At 38.1% G+C, this 18,803-nt stretch carries 21 protein-coding genes and 2 pseudogenes; 14 read left to right on the forward strand and 9 right to left on the reverse strand.

Going from position 1 to position 18,803, the window contains the following annotated elements; all coding sequences use genetic code 11:
• The first annotated feature begins 670 nt into the window (after nt 1-670).
• From VZF35_RS20880 to VZF35_RS20890, 3 genes and pseudogenes are all read left to right on the forward strand, one after another.
• Nucleotides 671-904, forward strand: a complete 234-nt coding sequence (locus VZF35_RS20880; protein WP_407308131.1) for a hypothetical protein — start codon at nt 671-673, stop codon at nt 902-904.
• 98 nt (nt 905-1,002) lie between these two features.
• A pseudogene (locus VZF35_RS20885) lies at nt 1,003-1,274 on the forward strand (DUF5658 family protein).
• 278 nt (nt 1,275-1,552) lie between these two features.
• Entirely contained in the window at nt 1,553-2,218 is a 666-nt protein-coding gene (locus VZF35_RS20890; protein ID WP_407308133.1) for a DUF6483 family protein, read from the forward strand.
• Between the two features lie 120 nt (nt 2,219-2,338).
• Here VZF35_RS20890 and VZF35_RS20895 read toward each other — a convergent pair whose 3' ends face one another.
• Nucleotides 2,339-2,536, reverse strand: a complete 198-nt coding sequence (locus VZF35_RS20895; protein ID WP_407308134.1) for a transposase domain-containing protein — start codon at nt 2,534-2,536, stop codon at nt 2,339-2,341.
• 73 nt (nt 2,537-2,609) lie between these two features.
• On the opposite strand from VZF35_RS20895, the pseudogene VZF35_RS20900 reads away from it, so the two are divergent.
• Nucleotides 2,610-2,825, forward strand: a pseudogene (locus tag VZF35_RS20900) (transposase domain-containing protein); the annotation flags it as partial.
• A gap of 118 nt (nt 2,826-2,943) precedes the next feature.
• Here VZF35_RS20900 and VZF35_RS20905 read toward each other — a convergent pair.
• A complete protein-coding gene (locus tag VZF35_RS20905; protein WP_407308136.1) occupies nt 2,944-3,924 on the reverse strand; it encodes a polysaccharide deacetylase family protein in 981 nt (326 codons plus the stop codon).
• Nucleotides 3,925-4,457: 533 nt separating this feature from the next.
• Here VZF35_RS20905 and VZF35_RS20910 point away from each other — a divergent pair.
• Both VZF35_RS20910 and VZF35_RS20915 read left to right on the forward strand, forming a co-directional pair.
• The gene (locus tag VZF35_RS20910; protein WP_407308138.1) at nt 4,458-5,762 is read left to right on the forward strand and encodes an FtsW/RodA/SpoVE family cell cycle protein; all 1,305 of its coding nucleotides are present in this window, start codon (nt 4,458-4,460) and stop codon (nt 5,760-5,762) included.
• 165 nt (nt 5,763-5,927) lie between these two features.
• Nucleotides 5,928-6,749, forward strand: a complete 822-nt coding sequence (locus VZF35_RS20915) for an undecaprenyl-diphosphate phosphatase (RefSeq protein WP_407308140.1) — start codon at nt 5,928-5,930, stop codon at nt 6,747-6,749.
• 480 nt (nt 6,750-7,229) lie between these two features.
• Here VZF35_RS20915 and VZF35_RS20920 read toward each other — a convergent pair whose 3' ends face one another.
• Nucleotides 7,230-7,439, reverse strand: coding sequence for a hypothetical protein (locus VZF35_RS20920; protein WP_407308142.1), 210 nt, complete (start codon nt 7,437-7,439; stop codon nt 7,230-7,232).
• Between the two features lie 141 nt (nt 7,440-7,580).
• On the opposite strand from VZF35_RS20920, the gene VZF35_RS20925 reads away from it, so the two are divergent.
• Nucleotides 7,581-7,805 carry a hypothetical protein gene (locus VZF35_RS20925; protein WP_407308144.1) on the forward strand — a complete coding sequence of 75 codons (225 nt, stop codon included), beginning with the start codon at nt 7,581-7,583 and terminating at the stop codon, nt 7,803-7,805.
• Between the two features lie 284 nt (nt 7,806-8,089).
• Here the strand turns inward: VZF35_RS20925 and dsrP are convergent, their stop codons facing one another.
• The 4 genes from dsrP to VZF35_RS20945 form a co-directional block, all read right to left on the reverse strand.
• Nucleotides 8,090-9,256 carry a sulfate reduction electron transfer complex DsrMKJOP subunit DsrP gene (gene dsrP, locus VZF35_RS20930; RefSeq protein WP_407308146.1) on the reverse strand — a complete coding sequence of 389 codons (1,167 nt, stop codon included), beginning with the start codon at nt 9,254-9,256 and terminating at the stop codon, nt 8,090-8,092.
• Nucleotides 9,249-10,049, reverse strand: a complete 801-nt coding sequence (gene dsrO / locus VZF35_RS20935) for a sulfate reduction electron transfer complex DsrMKJOP subunit DsrO (RefSeq protein ID WP_407308148.1) — start codon at nt 10,047-10,049, stop codon at nt 9,249-9,251. Before dsrO ends, dsrP begins: the two co-directional genes overlap by 8 nt.
• Entirely contained in the window at nt 10,049-10,456 is a 408-nt protein-coding gene (gene dsrJ / locus VZF35_RS20940; protein ID WP_407308150.1) for a sulfate reduction electron transfer complex DsrMKJOP subunit DsrJ, read from the reverse strand. Before dsrJ ends, dsrO begins: the two co-directional genes overlap by 1 nt.
• 116 nt (nt 10,457-10,572) lie before the next feature.
• Nucleotides 10,573-10,860: a tyrosine-type recombinase/integrase gene (locus VZF35_RS20945; protein ID WP_407314764.1), complete on the reverse strand. Its 288-nt coding sequence runs from the start codon at nt 10,858-10,860 to the stop codon at nt 10,573-10,575.
• Nucleotides 10,861-11,056: 196 nt separating this feature from the next.
• On the opposite strand from VZF35_RS20945, the gene VZF35_RS20950 reads away from it, so the two are divergent.
• Nucleotides 11,057-11,992, forward strand: coding sequence for a DUF2971 domain-containing protein (locus tag VZF35_RS20950; protein ID WP_407308153.1), 936 nt, complete (start codon nt 11,057-11,059; stop codon nt 11,990-11,992).
• Between the two features lie 348 nt (nt 11,993-12,340).
• On the opposite strand, the gene VZF35_RS20955 is transcribed toward VZF35_RS20950, so the two are convergent.
• A complete protein-coding gene (locus tag VZF35_RS20955) occupies nt 12,341-12,673 on the reverse strand; it encodes a transposase (RefSeq protein WP_407308155.1) in 333 nt (110 codons plus the stop codon).
• Nucleotides 12,642-13,529 carry a group II intron maturase-specific domain-containing protein gene (locus tag VZF35_RS20960; RefSeq protein WP_407308157.1) on the reverse strand — a complete coding sequence of 296 codons (888 nt, stop codon included), beginning with the start codon at nt 13,527-13,529 and terminating at the stop codon, nt 12,642-12,644. Before VZF35_RS20960 ends, VZF35_RS20955 begins: the two co-directional genes overlap by 32 nt.
• A gap of 87 nt (nt 13,530-13,616) precedes the next feature.
• Here VZF35_RS20960 and VZF35_RS20965 point away from each other — a divergent pair, with 87 nt between their 5' ends.
• From VZF35_RS20965 to VZF35_RS20990, 6 genes are all read left to right on the forward strand, one after another.
• Nucleotides 13,617-14,057, forward strand: a complete 441-nt coding sequence (locus VZF35_RS20965) for a transposase family protein (RefSeq protein ID WP_407308159.1) — start codon at nt 13,617-13,619, stop codon at nt 14,055-14,057.
• Nucleotides 14,058-14,073: 16 nt separating this feature from the next.
• Nucleotides 14,074-14,232 (forward strand): transposase, encoded by a 159-nt coding sequence (locus tag VZF35_RS20970; protein WP_407308161.1) that lies wholly within the window; start codon nt 14,074-14,076, stop codon nt 14,230-14,232.
• Between the two features lie 116 nt (nt 14,233-14,348).
• On the forward strand, nt 14,349-14,987 hold the full coding sequence (locus VZF35_RS20975) for a helix-turn-helix domain-containing protein (protein ID WP_407308163.1): 639 nt from the start codon (nt 14,349-14,351) through the stop codon (nt 14,985-14,987).
• Between the two features lie 29 nt (nt 14,988-15,016).
• A complete protein-coding gene (locus tag VZF35_RS20980; RefSeq protein WP_407308165.1) occupies nt 15,017-15,250 on the forward strand; it encodes a transposase in 234 nt (77 codons plus the stop codon).
• 1,246 nt (nt 15,251-16,496) lie between these two features.
• Nucleotides 16,497-16,718, forward strand: coding sequence for an HAD hydrolase-like protein (locus tag VZF35_RS20985; protein WP_407308167.1), 222 nt, complete (start codon nt 16,497-16,499; stop codon nt 16,716-16,718).
• A 1,190-nt stretch (nt 16,719-17,908) separates the two neighbouring features.
• Nucleotides 17,909-18,418, forward strand: a complete 510-nt coding sequence (locus tag VZF35_RS20990; RefSeq protein ID WP_407308169.1) for a type 1 glutamine amidotransferase domain-containing protein — start codon at nt 17,909-17,911, stop codon at nt 18,416-18,418.
• Nucleotides 18,419-18,803 lie beyond the last annotated feature (385 nt).

Below are 18,803 nucleotides of genomic sequence, written 5' to 3' on the forward strand. Positions count from 1 at the left end.
GCATAAAGGAATCAATTCCCCCGCTTCCCAAAAGAAGGCCCCTTTCGAAGTTGGGTGTGCTGGTTGGGGGGAGTATTTGGTTGACTCGACTTTGGGTTAATAAAACGGTTTTCTATTTAGGCGAACACCGTCGGTGTGGTTGTCAGGTGGAAACAGGTCAGTTTTGCAAATAGGTTAACGAATATAGCCCCTAGTCTTTTCGCTAAGAGCTATCGTTTTTAGTTACCCAACAATGTTCTTTCTTCACTGTGGAGGATTGCAGATACTGCACGGACCATATCCTTCACTTTCTGCATCAGATAGGCTAATCGCGATTTTACTTTTTGATAGGTACCCACATCTATCCCGATGATATTTTTTGCCAGTTTTAGTTATGTAGACAGTTACAGCTTGAGGATTTTGATTTGAGGGAGGAGACGATGTAGCGACAGGAGGCGTTTGGACCTGTTTTGAATCCTTCACTTTAATCGTACTTGTTGCCGGGATAGAATTACTAGAGCATCCGCTAATAGCTAATAATAGTGTGATGAATATACCTGCGATTTTCATGTTCCATGACGTTTTCAAATTATTAATGGTTTTACGACTATTTTATTGCATTTGTTGTACAATATTTAATGAGATTAACTAATGGAATATGGTTGTAGACCACCTTTTCTGGAGGAGAACAGTGATAGATGAAAAATACTTGAAACAGAAATTAGAATGGGTTAAGTATCGATTAAACAGGTTAGACCAGATTGAGACCAAACTAACTGAAATGAGGCAACTGGCCGAATATGCCAGAGACAACGAGCTAAGCTTGAGGCAAATCAAGGCAGTTAATGATAAACTTCATAGATTGCAAAAAGAAGTTACTGAAATAGATGAAGAAAGCAAAACCTTCAAACTCGACGTACAGTAATTACATAAGGAAACCACTACTGATGATGGAGAGTAATAAGTTGAACTTTCGGTCAAGTGAAAAGCTCCTTATAACTAACCGGTTCTGCTGTATTCTTAATCCTAAGTCTTCTCGATGGTGCAATGACACTATGGGGGTTAAGCCTTGGTGTTATCGAAGAAGCGAGTCCAATTATGCAGTTATAATAAATAAAAGCCCAGTGGGACTTATGGAAATTAAGCTATTGTTGCCGATCATTCTGGGCTTTGTGTTTTGGAAAATAAGGAATGGATCGCGTAGGTTTGTTACATATTCCTTAGGGCTAGTTTTGGTTGTTTATGCAACGGTGATGGGGTTTCATGTTTATTGGGTGGTAACTTTTATGTATTGAATAAGGTAGCATTCGGTATCAAGTCGATGGTAAAGTGATTGAGTTAGTGCGATATGGTAGTGTATATTAGGAAAAATTTGAGGCGCTAGTCTGAAGTGGGGTAAAAACTTTAGCCCAACCTGTTCGTTGTTCTGACGCCTAATAAATGTCAGCCAATAAGAATATAATGAACTCGACAAGTTTTTATTTGACTCATATGGAAAAGAACTGAAGAATTAAAGGATTAAGGGATATACTATATCGTAGAAATAGAAAATTTCGTAACGGTGGAGTACAAAATGTTTGAAGAGAAAGATTATTTAATGAGAATGGTTAAAGAATTTACAACTGCCATAAGTAAAATTATGGGATTAAAGGCTGAAAATAAAATCGAAGAGAGTCAAGAGGTTCTAAGTGATACATTAAGACATTTCACTGAACTAAATATAGAAGTAATAGAGGCACTCCCCTATGATATCCTTATCCACAAAGTAAGTGGAAATATGATTAATACTGAAAAGTATCTTATGCTTGGTGAATTATTAATACAACAAGCAGATATTTATAAAATTAAAGGAGAGAAGTCTAGAGCAAAGAATTTATATTCAAAGAGTTTTAGTATCATGATCAATGTTTTACTGAATGATGATGCTCCGGTCTCGGAATTAAATAAAGAAAAGGTTAATGAGCTAATAGATAAAATTGGATGGTTCAATTTACCTAATGAAAGCAAATTATTGTTATTCCAATATTACGAACTCACCAAAAACTATGCAAAGGCTGAGGATGTACTTTTTAATTTAATTGAAACAAATAAGGCAAATAATGACATTTTGGCAAAAGGTATGGCCTTTTATGAAAGATTAACAGATAAAGACCAAGATGAACTTGAAAAAGGAAATTTGCCAATTGATGAAGTGATAGAAGGATTAGCAAATCTAAAAGAATATAAGAATGGATTATAATTCTTTAACTTAAGAATCTGAAGGCCAAACCGCCTGTGGTTTTGTCGGCAGTCCATATTAATTACATTAACCTGCAATACTTTTGTCACAAGATGACCTAATAGTCCCTCCCACCGCCACTCAACAGGCGACAATGACTGTAACCGTCAACATACATAGCAAATCATCTTGAAGCTCTTTGGACCATGGAATAAATTTTTCAATCAGTTCTGGGTGCTGGTCGAAATCGGTATTCGGCATCTGTTTCAATAAATAAACCAGATAGTCATAAACCTTCAGGTCATTGGCCAGCGTAGTCAGAATGATGCTGTAAACCATCGAACTGTCCTGGGCACCGCGATCCGTTTTCATGGTTACCCAATTTTTACGGTTATGCTCTTAAACACATAAACGAAAAAACTGGTTATTCAGTGGAAGTCCAAAAGGAGCTTCGGCAAGTGCTACCGTATACAGCATCATCGAAAGTGCTAAGGCCAATAATCTTAATCCGTATAAATATCTTCAGTTCATCTTCAGCGAGTTACCTGGAGTACAGTTTGGCCAACATCCAGAATTTCTTGAAGATTATCTTCCGTGGAGTCCGGAAGTTCAAGAAGCCTGCCAGTAGAGCAAAAACTCAGTTTACACGAGTTTTTGCTCTTTTTCTATCCACCAGGTTATTTGACGCTTACAATTCAATGTGTATTTAAGAAAATCATTGTCGTTTAATATTTCTCGTAGAACTTCTAAAATTGGGGCGAGAGGTTAAAACGTACTTGGTTGTATTTGACCCTAAGCCAACTGAAGGTGTGCAAAGGCCCTGAAGAAGTTAGACCTTTCATTAAGAGTGAGAGCCTCTTTGCATCCGTGATACCGTTTCCAACATCGATACGATAGATATGAGTCAAGTCGACATTGTAACGATTGGCTTGACTTCGATCTTGTGTCAAAAAATAGGTATAGCCGGAAGATTGGGCAAGTGAAATAAATGATCGCGCAGCATGACCATAAGGAAGTGCGATGACAGTGTCGCTTCGACCTAGATACTTCATAAATAGAGCTTGCTCTTGTTTAGAGTCATTAAGAATTCGTTGGGTATATTCTGAGTCGGATTCCATTCGGCTTTTACCAAGTATATAAATTGGATCAGTCTCAAAGTAAGTTTTGCCTTGTGCTTCTAAAGTTGAATGGGAATTAAACGTATGAGAATGGAACGTAATCAGAGGGTCTTTAGCAAGTTCACTGATTTCAGGCCATGAAAGATAGTCACCCTTAGATGATAGGGAAAATTCACCAATGATAAATTCCGTGCTTGGATATTGGAATTCTTTTAATATCGGTAAAGCATTTTCAGCATAAGTTCGATCCCCGTCGTCAAAGGTTATGACGATGGAGTTCGGAAGAATAGCCTTTTGCCGATTTTGTAAAATTTTCAAGGCATCATCAAGGGCCAGAACGTGGAATCCGTGTTGTTTTAAAAATAAAAGATGGTTACGAAATTGCTGAGGAGTGACAGTTTCAGCAGCATCCCAGGGGTTAGTGAGTTTATCGCTTACACGGTGATAATTTAAGATAACTATTTGTTGACTGTAATTAAGGGGTAAAGCAAGTTGAATTAGAGCAACGAGCAAAGAGAGTAGTAATAGTCCAGCCACAGTAATGATTATAAATTTACCCTTTAATATAGGTGTTCTTTTAAAAAATGATTTATTTAGAACGATTTGCATGCTATTTCATATTGCCTCTTCTTTATTTTTTATACCGAAACAAAATTTAATGGAAAGATAATAACGTTAATCATTATATACTTTTTTTCACTATAAGACATGAACAATTTACCATCCATTATAAAAATTGCTTACTACAACTACTTCTTCTACTTGATTGTATTAAGTGGACATTATGAATGACATGACGGTCATTGGAGTTTATCATATAAAAAAATAGTTCTAAAGCTGTTAAAATCTCAAATATAAACCAGTTAGAGATAAGAACAGGTGTCGTTGGTTAAAATTATAATAGTTGTGGAGTGTCTTCATAATTGGGCATAGGACAATAGTTTTTAGGATTTGCAATAATTGGTAAACTTTGTTACACTAACTTTGCGAATATGCCACTTATTTATTAAGGCTATTTTTTAGGATTAGTTAATGATTCTTATTATGAGCCTCGTGCTTGGTTCATAATAAGAATCGTTAAGTGATTGTGACTAGATCATCGAGTTAATTTAATAAGCTTAGCTGTAGTTTGGAGAAAGCTGATGATTCAACGTTTAAGTATGCGCTTTTTAATTTCAGGAATAATGTGGCTCGGACTTTATCTGCTTCAATGGGAGGGGCACATGAGCCAACTCCTTTTGCCGACTCTAATTTTAACGAGTATCATTCTCCTAGGGAGTTTGATAGAGCAGATCCTCCATTACCAGGGAGATCCCTATATCCTGCCATCTGTTCAGGCCATTTTAGCTATTGGGATTGTATTTATAGTACGAATTAATCCAGAGTCTGCAGTTCATCAACTTTGGTGGGCGAGCATCGGCCAAATAATATTTTACGTTGTTTTATGGTTGATCAGAGATTATCGACAGCTTGGAAAGTATAAATACCTTTCGGGACTATTGGCGGTTGGACTGTTGCTCGTGACCCTCCTGTTTGGCGTTTCATCAGGTGGAGCGAAAAGCTGGCTTAGAATCGCAGGAATCGGGGTTGAACCGGAGGAATTTGTTAAACTAGCCTTGCTGTTATTCCTGACAACGTATTTGGAAGACAATGAGGAACTGTTGAGGGTGGGGACTGTTCAATGGGGTAAACTTTCTTTGCCTGATTGGCGGACCATGGGGCCATTTATGGTGATAGTTGCCTTTGTTCTAGGAATTCTGGCAGCCCAAAAGAGTTTAGGGGTAGCCTTATTATTTTATATGCTCTTTGTGCTTATGCTTTACGTTGTGACAGAAAGGTCAATCTATTTGGGAATATCGCTACCTATTTTTCTTCTTACTGGAACAATAGGCTATAAGCTTTTTGCTCATGTTCGCGTAAGAGTTATGGTGTGGATGAATCCTTGGCAGGATCCAACGGGAATGGGGTACCAAATTGCGCAATCGCTGTTTGCAATAAGTGGTGGTAGAATCCTGGGAACGGGGTTAGGTAATGGCATTGGAGCATGGAGCGTGCCAGTGGCTAGCACGGATTTTATTTTTTCTATCATAGCTGAAGAACTGGGATTTGTCGGGGCCATGGCTGTGCTATCGCTCTTTCTTGTTGTGGTCATGAGAGCCTTTACAGTAAGTCTTAAAGCAAAAGACCGATTTGGGCAGATTTTAGCCGCAGGGATTGGAATTCTCTTAGGATCAGAAACCTTAATTATTCTCGCTGGGGTTACTAAATTACTTCCGTTGACGGGAATACCTCTTCCGTGGGTCAGTTATGGTGGAAGTTCACTTATTGTTCACTTTATCATACTTGGAGTGTTGCTAAATATTTCAAATACCACTGCAGTAGGTTCCTACAGAACCAAACGCAAAGGAAGAGAGTCAGCGATACTACACACGAGGTATATCGAATAGGGGTAAATCTAAGTTTTAATATATCACGACATAATTAAGCAAGATATAATAAAAACATGGAATTCAGTTATTTGGCTAAATGCCCTCTACTGAATTCCATTTTGACATTGAGCCGGATTTAATGGTATTGTAAGGGAAAGAAATTTTAGAGAGGATCATCAACAGATGTCTTTTTTTCAAACCTTTATAATTGCTATAATTCAAGGGATTACAGAATTGTTCCCCATCAGTAGTGTTGCTCATAGCGTTCTCACCCCATATATATTCCACTGGAATCTAGATCCACAATTCTTAAAAGTGAATTTTTTGCCATTTATGGTTATGCTTCATTTAGGGACAGCTTTAGCATTATTTACATATTTCGGACGTGAATGGATTGATATTGTTAAATCAATCTTTAGTTCAAATAGGAAAAGTGCGCGACGACTTCTTCGATTGATAATTATAGGGTCCATTCCAGCTGGGCTGATTGGAGTCATTCTTGAGAAACCATTAACCAATATCTTCTCAAATGTAACAAGCGCCTCATTTTTCCTAATAATCAATGGATTTCTGTTATTTTTTGGAGAAAAAATACGTAAACGCGGGACCCGAGGAATAAAAAAATTATCGTATCGACAGGCGTTTGTTATAGGTTTGTTTCAATCACTGGCTCTTATACCAGGGTTTTCACGTTCTGGTGCTAGTATGTCGGCTGGATTTATGTCGGGTTTAAAGCATGAAGAAGCAGCTCGCTTTTCGATGCTATTGGCAACGCCAATTATACTCGGAGCAAGTCTTCTAGAGATTCCGAAATTGTTTAGATCTGGAGTCCATGGTTTATTACAAATGTCACTGGTCGGCGGTTTACTTGCAGGGATATTTGCTTATATAAGTGTATGGATCTTAATGCGATGGTTTAAGAAAAATGAAATTACTGCAATGCGCCCCTTCGCTTATTATTGCTGGATTGTTGGTGGAGTAATTTTAATAACACGTGTAATATAAGTTGCTTTAAGATGCTTAGCTCTTTGACTGTTTGTAAATGCTCATGAATTCATTTATCGGTGTTAATATTACGGTGCGAAAGTTGAGTAAACAATAAATTGCGCTGCCCGAAAATATACTGTATTAAAAGTAACCCGGCGGAAACCCATTAATGTGGGTATCTGTCGGGTTACTTATGATGGTTGATTCATATGGCCCTCATATTTCATTACGGTTTTTTGGGTTGCTTCGGTTTCTTCTTAGGATTTTTGTCTCCCATCTAATTTCACTCCTTCAACATAAGATATATTTCTCTTTTGTAAAAAAGATTCCTGTTGAAACAGCGAGCTTGTAAAAATGAAAATTTAAGCATGCAAAATCCACCCAAAAAAGTAAACGCCTCACATGAACTAAATAGGTGACGGTATAGCCTTTGTTTCCTTTTATGCCGCTTTCAGTCACTACTTCTCAAGTTCCTCCTAACAAGCTTTCAATCTGTTCTTAGGTTTCTCTGTATTTTAGCTGGTTGTACTTAGCTTTACTAATCGAAAGTGTATTGCTTTTCTCAATTGATGTTGATTTTGTTTTATTATCAGATTCAGCAAATTTTTGGCTTAGAGTTGGATTTTTGGTATTTGTATCTTCAGGAGTAACTGGAACTGATGGAATTGCTTTGTCGTTTGAAGAGTTCGCATCGAGAGTGGTTGGCACTGCTTCCGTAGGTGTTGATTGTTTGGAAAGTCCTGTTGTTAAGGAATAGTGAATATTTTATGAAGTTTCTCAGAAAAGCTGTTATCCATTAAAAATATATACGATAGTAAAAAAGGAAGCTAAATGAAAGGAGCAAAGCAAATGAGTAGTATCAATCCTGTTTCTTCCCAATATTCGAATGTTACACAAAGCCAGCAGACAGATCAAACTAGTACTGTAAAAAAACATCACCATCATCTTAAAAGCCAACAAGCATCGGATACCCAGAGTTCTTCTAGTTCTTCTTCCCCAAAAGATATTTTGGACCTTGGGAGTCAAAATAATAGCCAGCCAATTACTTATTCAAAACCAGTAAATCAAGCATAAGCAGTTCGAAATGTAATTGTTCCGATCTCAGAATATATATTAGCGCTGGGTAAGAATAGGTCCCCTTGTCTAATTGAACGAGGGGACCTATTCTTATTCATAATATTTGTATTGAACACAAATTTTTAATGTCAGTCGGGTGATGGACAGCCTCCAATTTCAATTCATATTGTGAGTTACGTCTATTACAACACTTGATTCTAATCGTAGAACTGAGTAGCTACTTACATTTAAAGTCGAGAGATCAGAGCCTGTATATTAACTAGGTCTGGCTAACAATGCCATCAACGATGGATATTATTCATTTCTCTAATAGAAATAGTTATCTTGTAAAGAATTGTTACTATCAACATACCTATAGAATATACTCCGGCAATAATAGCGATCTCATTCCCTGTCGGAAAATATTCCGTTACCCGATCAAAGGGATTCGGAACAAATCCGGCAAGAATGAGGACTATCCCTTTGTCGATCCAATTTGCAACGTAAATAGATAAAAGGGCTATTGGTAAGAGTACTTTATTCTTACGAGAAGGAAAAATTAACAAAAAAATCCCTAAAAAAGCAAGTATTGTTGCCGTCCACATAAAAGGAACAAGACTTGTATGCCCATCGATTCCCCAAAATACATACTTAAAGGATGCCACTTCATCCGGTACATTACTATAAAGGGCTGTGAATACTTCACATAAGTAGAAGAAGACGTTGGCGATCATGGCATAGCGAATGATCTTAACCAGTGATTGAATCGCTCCGAGACCTGGGTCGGGGTCAAATTTACTTACATTTCTTACTAATAAAGCTAACAGAATTAGGAGTGATGGCCCTGCAGCGAAAGCAGAAGCTAAAAACCGTGCAGCCATGATAGCGGATAGCCAAAAATGTCTGCCCGGGAGACCAGCATATAAGAAAGCAGTCACTGTATGAATACTAAACGCCCAAGGAATTGAAAGATAAATTATTGGCTTAACCCATTTTGGTGCCGGAAACCCTTTGCGTTCAGACCCAAGGGTGGTCCACCCAACTACTAGATTTATGGCTAGATAACCACATAAAGCACACATGTCATAAAACATCACTGAATGTAATTGAGGGTAAAGGAGCACATTCAGAACTCGCATAGGTTGTCCAAGATCAACAAAGATAAACAAAATGCACATGATCACAGCTGCTATGGCTAAGAATTCTCCCAAGATGATCAATTTCCCAAATCGTTTGAAGTCATGAAGGTAATAAGGTGTAACGACCATAACAGCTGATGCAGCAACGCCCACCAGAAAGGTGAATTGAGCAATGTACAAGCCCCATGAAACATCTCTGCTCATACCAGTGAGCCCTAGACCATAATTATACTGCCTAAGGTATGCGTGAAAGCCAACGAAAATTACTATCAGAAGGAGGATAATCCAAGCCCAGTATCTCTTACTGCCAGTCAACGCTTTTTCAAGCATTTTCTCTTCCTCCTATAAGGTAGTAAACGCTGGGCTGAGTTCCCAATTCAGTTTTGCGGCGTATCGTGTATCGGCTACTGATGATTTTTCTAACCTCAGAATTAGGATCATTCAAATCACCAAAGATTAATCCACCATTTGAAGCTTCTACACAAGCTGGCATTAGCCCTTTAGCCAATCGTTCCACACAAAAAATGCATTTTTCAACAACCCCTTGAGTTCTCGTGGGAAAATCAGAATTAATCTTTTTGATAAAAGGTCTAGGATCCCTATAGTTGAAACTTCGCGCTCCATAAGGACACGCAGCCATGCAAAACCTGCAACCAATACAGCGATGAAAATCCATCGCGACAATTCCATCGGGTCTTTTAAAGGTTGCTGCCGTAGGACATGCTTTAACACAAGGGGGGTTCTCACAGTGATTACATAATACGATAAAAGGTAGTTTCTTAAAATTCTCCGTCAGATATTCATTACTTGGTTCAGTGAAGGTATGCTCGTAATCATCCTCCCAAATCCATTTAATTTCATCTTTTAAATTACCAAGGTCGGGAATATTATGGATAGTGTTGCATGCTTGAATGACTCTAGTAAAATCATCCTTTGTTTTAAATTTGCTCATATCAACAATCATTGCCCAACGTTTTGCAAGCAGAGCTTGTTGTGGTAACTCATATTCGGGTGTCTTTGCGCGCGCTTCCTTATTGATCCCCGCAATAGCAGAAATGCCGCCAAATCCTAATGCGGTAAAAATACCAGCTTTTCTCAAAAACTTTCTTCTATTTATGCTCATTAAGTGGCCCCCTTTGGCCCAAGATGGCACTTCCAGCATGTAAGTTTGACACCTGAATAATTATGGCATGAAACACAGAATTGATTTGATGTGCTTAAAGTAGGATCAGAGTGACAATTTAAGCATGTATCAAGCCCAATTTTAAATGACCTTCCTTGACTATTGATATATACAGTTTTTCCATCGCGTACATATTCATCTCTCCATTTATAGAGAAGTTGCATGTGACTTGCACTCATATATTGCGTTGACTCCACGCACTGCTTATCGGCTAATTGCTGGATTACTGGGGTATTTAGCTCTATCACGGGTCCTGATTTGGGCCCTTCAATATTATGCAGAAATGGGATAGCAAAGAGAGCAACAATGATAATGAGTAAGGCGATTATTCTACCACCTTTATACATTTCCCGTTATACTCCCTGGTAATTTCATGTTCATTTTAATCACTCCAAGCGCTTTGTTCCTTATATTATCTCAAATATGAAGGCTATTATGTAAACAGATAATGTCTACCACGTAACTATAAATCCATAAGGTTTATGAGTCCAAGCATATTACACGGATGAAATAAGAATGCGAAAGAGTTAGATATTGTGCGTTTTATGTGTCTATTGAATCGGGTTAGGCCCAATTTCTTGGCTGCTGGAGTTAAATAGATTCTACGTTCCTTATTCCCTTTGCCAACGACACTAATAACTTCATTATCTACTTGGTCGATATTTAAACTTGCCAATTCGGATAAACGTAAAGCACAGTTAAGAAAAATAGTTATTATGCCATGATCACGTGGAGACTTCTCGTATTGAATTAGAAGTCTGACTGATTATACTTAGGCTAATAATGGGCAGTTCCGAATTATGCGTGTTATTAGCAAAAATGGGAAGCGGATCTAAGTATTTGTTGGGCGGAGAAATGGTTATTTATTTGGCTAAATCTCATCTAGGAGGATAAATTTATGTTTTATGAAAGTGAAGTCAGAATCGAAAGTATAGGTGAATACCTTGATGACAAATGTAGTGTACTTTGATGGGCACGAGGTAAAGCCTTATTGCGAAACCGGGAAAATCGTTTATCACTATACCTCTCCGGACAGCTTTCTTTCCATAGTTAAAAATAAAAATCTATGGTTCAGTGATAGCCAATTCATGAATGACCGATCTGAGTATGTGCATATAAAGAATATATTCAAACAAGCTGCAAAAGGGACATCTCATGAGGATAACGATGAATTTGTTGATTATCTGATGGGGGTTCCTTATGGAGATATTACAACTCAGCATGCAATTTCAGGTAAAGGCTCATTTAGTCGTGGAATTATACGGACGTGTTATTATCTTTTTTGCACTTCACTAGACCCGGACAGTCATAGTATGTGGAATTACTACGTCAAGAATGGCTACTATCAGGGCTACAACTTCGGCCTGTCAGTGGATGCATTGATGTATTCTATACCCCAATTAGGGCAGAAGTTAACCCATGGCAAAGTGAATTATAATGTTGAAGAACAGATACTGCATACTCATAATAAGATTATGGAGTTGAGCAAGGAATTTGATTACAATATTAAAGCAGGAAATGATGAAGAGTTGTGCATTGAGTGTTATCAAGAGAAACTTGCAGAATATCTTTTGCAACGGTGTATGTTTTATAAGAACCGTGCTTTTAAACATGAAGAAGAGTATCGGTTTCTTATTGAGGCGCCAGAAATTACGACAGATAGTGGAGGCACTGTTGATCATCATGTTGGTGGAGGCGGTTTGATTGTGCCCCACTTAGTAGTAACTTTTGATCCAATTCAATCTATTCGAAGCATAACGTTAGCACCCATGATGGAACCAGAAGTAGCAAAGCAAGGCGTACAAAGACTATTGGTGAATAAAATACCTGAAATCAAATCTCAAATCAACATCGATTTTTCTCAGATTAGTGTGCGCTTTTAAACAAACGTTGCATTTCCCTTTATGTTTATAACCAACTAAAACGCTTCAAGTTGAGAGCTTCCCATCATCCATATACTGGGACTATCCAAACCTACTCACTATAAATAAACCTCCCTTGGCTAACTGAGCTGCCCCCTGTCAAGTAGACAGTGGAAATAAAGAAAACTAGAGAACGACTCTGGGGTTGACTTGACATGGGACCCCACATCGGATGCTTCAATGGGTCGAGGGATGTGGCTAAAAGGATGTATTCCTTTTGGGTTAGCCCCATCCCCTGATTTAGGGTAGCATCCGCTGTCCCCATGTCAAGTCTGATCTGGGGTCAACCGAATGTTTTTTGATATTAGCTTAAGCGGCTAAAGCCCTGAATTCCATTGGGCTAAGGCCGTTTATTCTTTTTTGTAATCTCTTGGTATTATAGAAGTAAATATAATCATCTATCGCCTGGCTTAAATCTTTAAAAGTATGATATTTATGAATATAGTATTTTTCACACTTAAGGATACCCCAGAAAGCTTCCATTGGACCATTGTCAATACATTTGCCAACTCGTGACATACTCTGTTTTATTCCAGCAGCATCCAGTCTGTGTTTAAAACCATATGATGTATAATCGACTAAAGAAAAGGGATTACTCCCTTTCCGTCGTCTAAGAACCGTACGTGAGAGTTTCCCGCTCATACGGCTCAAGCATTTCTTCACCATTTCTGGCGGCGACAAGTCTTTTTAATTTCAGTTTTCTTATCTCAAAGTAGTCATTGTATATAAAAGGATTTTTAGAAATCTGTAATTTAGGGTGTCGGATGATATCGATCCTTCTCAGATTTATAAGGCTATACTCATCCGTCATGAACAACCACCTCTTTCCATTCTTTTCGTGCCAATATTTATTTAATCTCCACCATTTATTTTTATTGGGATGTCGGTGTTTTGCCCATTGTTGCAATAAAAGATATAGTGTGTTGTTGACGTAAGAGAATGCTCGACTTGACACAACATGCCTGTGATAATTTGTCCACCCTCTAATCACTTGATTTAGTCTTCGGATTAATTCAGATTGAGTGTGTGCCTTTCCTTCTTTCAGGATAATGGAAGCACATTTACTTATCAGAGTTTTAATTGAATTCTTCGATGGTTTGACAATGAGTTTTCCCTTGAACTTTCGAAATGTCCATCCAAGAAAGTCGAAGCCGTTATCTATATGCGTTATTATTGTTTTTTCTTCGGATAGCGTTAGCCCCCGGTTTCCAAGGAATTGACTAACAATATCTTTGAGTTCTTCGGCGATTTCTTTCGTGTTTGCGGTAATAATAAAGTCATCGGCGTATCGAACCAGATTTACTTTGGTCTTTGCCCGATAGTGATTCTCTATATTACCCTTGGAATTACGATGGTATTTGTCTTGAATCAATCTTTCAAGACCATCTAATGTCATGTTCGCATATAGACTTGAGATAGCCCCACCTTGTGGTGAACCTCTGTCCGTCGGAAATAGATTGCCTTCATAAATGAACCTCGATTTTAGAAATTGGTTCATTATTCTGGTTCTTCCCATAGTTAGTTGAAATTAATGCCGAGCCATAATATAATTGAATACTCTGAGATATCGAAACGAGGCTATTCTATGGATGAATTTATTAAGTTATTAGATAGAAATTTAGAGTACGTCAGTCATAAGGTCATTGACGATACGATTTATATCAGTGTCGTGTCAACAAGAAAAGAGATAGTCTGTCCTTTTTGTGGACAACCTTCATCAAATACTCATTCCCGTTATGACAGAAGTTTTCAAGACCTACCAATACAGAACAAAAAAGTCATTGTAATTCTTAGCAACCGAAAGATGTTTTGCCACAATCCAGATTGTGAACATACAACGTTTGCTGAAGCTTTCGATTTCTTAACGGCCAAAGCCAAAAAGACAAAACGCCTGGAAGATGAAATACTTAATATATCCATGAATGTAAGCTCTCTAACAGCATCTTCGATATTAAGCACGAGGGTTGCAAAAGTAGGTAAAAGTACTATTTGTAATCTCTTAAAAAAAAGGCACACCAATCATTGATAAGACATCAGTTTCAATGGTTTGTATCGATGACTTTGCGATCAGGAAAAGGGAATCCTATGGAACAATCATGGTTGATATCAATACGCACCGGGTGATCGATTTAATCCCATCAAGAGAATGCAAGGATGTAGTAGAATGGTTGAAGACCTATCCAAACCTTAAAGTCGTTTAAGAGATGGTTCTATTACATACCACAATGCTATAACTGCAGCACATCCTGAGGCGGTACAAGTAAGTGACAGATTTCATCTACTTAAGAATCTAACTGCCTATTGTAAAGATTATCTTATGAGCTATTTTAAGGCGAAAGTAACCATTAAGGTATCTGAAAAGCCCCAGATTGATGAGAGGCAAACGGTGGATGTATCAATAATGGATGAGGAAGAACGTAATCGATATGTAAAAAATAATATCGAACAGTCCCATGAGCAAAAAGTGTTAAAAAAGCAGAAACTTATAAATACTGTTAGAGATATGCATGAGAAGAAGTTTTCTATCAGAGCAATCTCCAAAGAGCTACAATTATCTAGGCAAACGGTCACACGATATCTTGATGAAGGAATCACAGCCATCCATGGAAACTATAGCGTTAAGAGAACTAGTATTTTAGATCAATACCTAGGTGAAATAAATACGTTGATCGATAAAGGCATTGCCTCGACTGTCATTGAAGCAAAAATTCGCCAAAAAGGATATACTGGTTCTTCCTCTACACTAAGGAATTACGCGGCGGGCCGTAAAAAACTGATTCAGAGTAGTTACAATGCCAATAATATGAAGCCCGAAAACACTCAAATTGTTGAACGTAAATTTGTTGATAACGCTGTTATTCAAACGGTTGGAGAAAATCAAAGGACTGGACAACGAATGTTTAGACAGAGTCAATGGTCAATATCCTCGGTACAAGGAGTTAGTAGACATAGTTAAGGAATTCAAGAAAATGTTGTTGGATAAAAATGTTGGCAGGATTGAGCAGTGGATGCGCAGGGCGTCAGAATTCATTTATAAAAGGCATAGCCAGGGATATTATTGCTGTAAAAAATGCCATTAAATATGACTACAATAACGGACTTGCTGAAGGCAGTGTAAATAAGCTTAAGGTTGTTAAGAGGATAATGTATGGCCGCAATAGTTTTGAAATGTTAAGGAAAAAGCTGTTACGGCTTGAAAAAAGACGTAAATTCAACTAACTATGGAAAGAACCACTATTATGTTAGCACTACTACCATACATTGAAAGTACCTCAATTTCTTTTGAAACGATTGTTCCGTCCATTGAGGAAATGAAGACAAGAATTAGTCGAAAAGATAGCACAGTTCAATAACGTAGGCTATAAATTTGGTCAATGGCATGATGTGGGGTGGTGGGAGTTGTTTCTTAAACATCATAATCCTAACCCCGGCGAACCAATTCCATTGAACACTATAGAACAATATAAGATTATTGAGGTTCTTAGTTAACATTTATCCTGAACACTTCTTCAATACCAAATCCCCACGCCAGTTGCGCCTTGCCAAGTTCAAGAAGAACATGGGGTTTAAAACCGCCAATTTGATAAAGCCTAGCTAGCAGTCTTGTGCCAAGAACGTGTTCGAAGAACACGATGCTGTATCCGTGATGAAGGTAGATCCTTCGAAACCGGTTTATAGGAATTGGTTTCAAACAGCCGTATGCTGCTTCAGACCGAAAGGCTGCGGTGGTGAACGTTACGGTCAAAAGCCGAGAATGATCTCGGCATGTATGGATTAGAGAGACGAATGAAAGTGAACCCCTGATTAAGCATCGAAAGCTAGGTAGGATGACATCAAAACCGAAGACTGACTGCTTCTTCGGGATTAGCATGGAAGTAACCTATTTACTGGCCATGTGGTGTCCGGTGTATAAGGGGCGTGAATCTAATCTAGGCGCGGATACGGAACTTGGGAACTCTTCATGTGATGTTAAGGGAAAACTCTATAAGTGTAGACCACGAAGGGGGAAAGTACCGATGCACATGAAGGGGGCGGAACATCCCGTAGTAGTGATGAAGCTCTTGTAATGAGAGTAGAGCAAAGGGGATGTATCAGCTCAAAGGAAGTTCTGGCCAACCGAGAAATCGGGAGGAGCGTTCAACTTTCTGCGTCGTCTTGCAGCCGTAAGGCTTCAAGAGAAAGGCTGGTACGAGCCGTGTAAATCGAGAGGTTTATGCACGGTTCTGTAGGAGGCTGGAGGTGAAATTCCTCCGGCCTACCTGGCAAGTGCCGGGTCTTGCGTGGTGCATGGTATAACGTGTACAGTGAAGCGAAGTAGGCCGGAACAAATTGGATTGGATAACTAGCCCCGAAATTGTCCAGCCGAGGAGCGTTGGGGGCGTGGGAACTTTAATACGTGTGGGACTTGCACATAAGTAGGAAGTTATGATTTAGAGATTTTATTTAATGGGGATGGTAATAAAAAATGAATATTGATAGTATTATTTTTGATTTAGATGGCACTCTTTGGAATTCAATAGAAGGGATTTGTGAGGCATGGAATACGATATTAGCGAACTATCCAAATATTACAAGAGTAGTAACACCTGAAGATATGGAGGGATGCATGGGGCTCCCAATAAATGAAATAGGCAAAAAGTTATTTCTGGATTTAGAAGAAAATTTTCAAATGAAATTGCCAGAGTGAGATCGATGGGGAGTTGAAAGTGTTCGAATTGAAGTATGAGGTAAATAGCTGCAAGTGGTATTTATGGAAAATGTAAATAGAGGATATTTTATGGGAAGGAACATAATAGATAAACAATTATACGATGAGGATGAGGAAGAGGTCTCACTTCATTATTCTGGTGTCCTCTTTAATATATTCTAAAAAATCTGGGCTTTGAAAGAGTACCATAACGTTTAAACATTACTGAATTATTCGCCATTCTCTGAAAACAGAGTGAATGTAGTTTAAAGAGAAAACAGCAGATTCTACCTCGAGCGATTGGCTACCTGTCATTTCTGCGATTCTATGAACAACTCGAAGTGTTTTCATAGGAAAGATCGTCATAATGTTTTAAGCCTTTGTTTACTACTTTCAAAAGTATTTTATACTCGTTAATGTGGTTCTCGATGATTTACTGGCAGAGTATGATCTGGCGGCGCTCCGGAATGGTGTTTTCCCCGAGAAGGCATAAGTCGATATTCCATTTGATGTAATCGATGGACATGTCCGTGGCACACATGCAGCAGACAATTCGAAGCCATTAGAGATCTGCATCGTTGTAAAGCCGGTATCGGGCTTTTATGTCGATAAAATCTGTCGTTAATTTTACTCATTCTATTAATATCGCTGTGAAGTTGCAGAAATGAAACATGCGAATCCAGGATTAATCAAACTCAGAAAAAGTTATAAAGTTATTACCCAGCAAGAGCTGCGAGTTGAAAAAGAAAAAAACACCTTACTATATCCATACAAACCTTACAAGGGCTAATTGACTATTCACGAGGTTTAGAGTATATTTATATTAATGGTACGTACATCATGACGTTACGACTATTGCGTTATTACAATTGTGGATCATTAATATGGCAAAAGAATGAGAGAGTCTAATACCTAGCGCAATATCCAACCGTCAAGTCCTTCTTTCACTAAGGAATTAAGGTTCTAGTTGGAGATGGTAAGATTATATCAAAAGAGATGATCAATGATTAGCAGACCAAGGGGTTTCATTAATCTATAAGTGAGATGATGTATTATAGATCTAATTGTGCAACAAGTAACTTACCCTTTACTTGACATATGGAAGATAGTTTTTAGAAAAAGTATTGTGGTTTGTTATTTACCAGTTTCACCTTGGTGTTTTAATTTGGATTGGGAGAGGATGGATTATAATGTCGAACAAAAAAGTGGCTATTTTCGTAGAGGATAATTACAATGAGATTGAATTTTGGTATCCTTACTATCGCATGAAGGAAGCGGGATTTGAAGTTATAGTAGTTGGATCAGGGAGAAAGGATACTTTTAAAAGTAAGCTAGGTACTCTGACCAATGGCGTAGATCCCGCAACAGTTAAAATTGATGATTTAGAGGCAGTGATTATTCCTGGAGGTTATGCGCCAGATAGAATGCGGGTAAGCCCCCACATGTTGAGGATTGTTCGTGAGATGTTTCAAGCTGGTAAGGTGGTAGCGGCAATCTGCCATGCAAGTTGGGTACTCTCCTCAGCAGGTATATTAAAAGGTAAAAAAGTTACAGCGTGTGAAATGATTAAAGATGATTTGGTGAATGCCGGTTCTGAATTTCTGAACCAAGAAGTGGTAGTTGATGGGAACTTAATCACATCTAGGGTACCTGATGATGTTCCCGCTTTTTCACGGGAGATTCTAAGACAATTACTTTGAGCTTAGATACTGTATGAAGTTGACAAGATACCTTTAAAATCAAGACCTCTATCTCGGCTAAAACATTGTTTTGAACATGGCACAGATTTTTAAGATCTTTAGATTGACGGTGTTTATTGTCTAGGTGTTGACATATACACTAACGAAAAAGGTTAATAGCGGACGGATCATCCAGTAATAAACTGGTAAAATCCATCCGTCAGTTAGCATGACTACGGAATATTCGGAAATAACTTTTTGATATTTGCGAATGTGTTGGGGATTGGAAAATGGGGTCTTTTATCGTCCTTGATTTATAAGTGGCTTAAATTAAAGAAGCATCCCAGTCTTTAAAACTAAGACGTTGAAACTTAGCTAGGTTGATTTCTTGTTTTAGGGAAGCTCA

Source organism: Desulfosporosinus paludis, assembly GCF_045689965.1.
GTDB lineage: Bacteria > Bacillota > Desulfitobacteriia > Desulfitobacteriales > Desulfitobacteriaceae > Desulfosporosinus > Desulfosporosinus paludis.